At 47.6% G+C, this 1,865-nt stretch carries 1 protein-coding gene; it reads right to left on the reverse strand.

All coding sequences use genetic code 11. The features are described from left to right. Positions 1-9: 9 nt before the first annotated feature. A complete protein-coding gene (ltrA, locus tag AB4274_RS12645) occupies positions 10-1,302 on the reverse strand; it encodes a group II intron reverse transcriptase/maturase (protein ID WP_170962452.1) in 1,293 nt (430 codons plus the stop codon). Positions 1,303-1,865: the final 563 nt, after the last annotated feature.

The raw sequence follows: 1,865 nt of genomic DNA on the forward strand, positions 1-1,865 counted from the left end.
TCCGTCCTCTCACACCACCGTACAAGCGTGGGTCGCATACGGCGGTTCCGAATATATTTTCAGTGACTCATACCCATCTCGCAATGAGTACAGGCCCAACTCCTCGAACCATTTTATTGGCATGGCGTGATTTAACTGCGGCGTTAAGGCCAAGTGCCACCACCCTTTATCTGACATCGCTACCTTCCACGCATTGCGCTCCGTTACACCTTGTTGTTGTAACCATGTCGCTATGCCGTATCTGCGTTTGCGTTGTTTTAAGCGGTAACATCGTAGCCGTCGCCGTATCCATTCGTCTAAGCGCTGCAAGCTGCTTTTCCGTATGGCGAGTTTGAAGTAGTGTTGCCAACCTCTTAGGTATTGAGTTAATTCCGCTATGACTGCTTGCAACTCTCGCCCTCGGTTTCGCTTCGTTATCTGCCGCACTCGCTTCTTCATTTGAGTTTGTGCTGCCTTCGATAGATGGATTGTTCCATCTATCCCGAAGCGGTGGCTTAAGTAAGTCCGCTCTGTCACTCTTGTCGCACCACTTTTCTCTCGATTTACCGTGAGCTTCAGCTTTTGCTCCAAGAACTCCGTTATCGACTCTTTAACTCGATAAGCGGCTTCTTCACTATGAACGTAGATTTGGCAGTCGTCTGCATATCGACAGAACTTATGCCCTCTGCGCTCTAACTCTTTATCCAGTTCATCTAATACGATATTGGATAGCAACGGGGATAATGGTCCACCCTGTGGTGTCCCTCTTTGTCTCTGTTCAACCATCCCGTTTCGCATTATGCCTGCCTGTAGATATGACCTGATGAGCTTCAACACTCGTTTATCACTGATGTCCTGTGACAGTCTGTACATCAGTCTATCGTGATTCACTGTGTCGAAGTATTTCGCTAGGTCGATATCTACAACATAACCTCGACCTTCTCGGATGTAATGACTGGCTGCCGTTAATGCATGGTGCGCACTGCGGTTTGGTCTAAATCCGTAACTGCTATTGGAGAACTTGGGGTCATAGATATCTGACAGTACTGAGGTCATTGCCTGTTGGACAACTCTATCAAGCACGGTTGGGATACCTAGTTGCCTTACGCCACCACTAGGTTTAGGGATTTCTACACCAAGTACCGGTTGAGGTTGGTAGCTTCCTTCCAGAAGACTCTGGCGAAGCGCTTGCCCATTTGAAGCCTGTCGAAGTGTTGAGATAGTCGCATCTATGTCGAGTTTGTCGACACCTGCACATCCTTTGTTCTTCTTCACTCTTCGTAGAGCTTGATTCAAGTTGGTTGAAGAGCAGATTTGCTCCATCAACGACGTTGAGATCACCAAGACTCGTCCTCCTGTTTACGCCAATCATGCTTGTCATTCTTCATCACCATGAGCTTTACTTGCTGTATCGCCCATTGGGACGTAGAGATGGTTTTCATCTTGCTATGACCCCACATGATTGAGTGTCTAGTGACTGCTTCTTGATATATTCAGTTCGGGCCTTCCCTTAAGTTGTACTTCCTTAAGGTATTATGCCTTCTGCTGACTTCTTATTGCTCGTCATACCGCATCGCTGCTGTATTAGTCTCTATCGAGACAAGTAATAAGATCTCCCGAGGTAAGACGTTGCTCTTTCCCTTGGCCGTGCCTGATTTATCACTACACACTTCCCGTCGAGGCATCGGGCTATTCTATCTATTGCTAGGTTGCCCAAGTTGTAATGACCTACTATCAGATTTCTGTTCGTCACAACCAAGTTTTGCCATTTGCTTCCTTCAGATTTCACCTCACGGTGAACACCCTTGCATAGGCTAACGGTTCTCGCTCGACTGAGCCCGTAGAGGACTTTCACCTCCTAGATCAACGCCATGCTCGGCGCACAA

This window comes from Vibrio sp. 10N.261.55.A10 (assembly GCF_041470825.1).
Lineage (GTDB): Bacteria > Pseudomonadota > Gammaproteobacteria > Enterobacterales > Vibrionaceae > Vibrio > Vibrio crassostreae_C.

Coding starts and splice junctions, on each gene's coding strand:
- ltrA (WP_170962452.1), bottom strand. CDS start 1,302: ATGGAGCAAATCTGCTCTTCAACCAACTTGAATCAAGCTCTACGAAGA.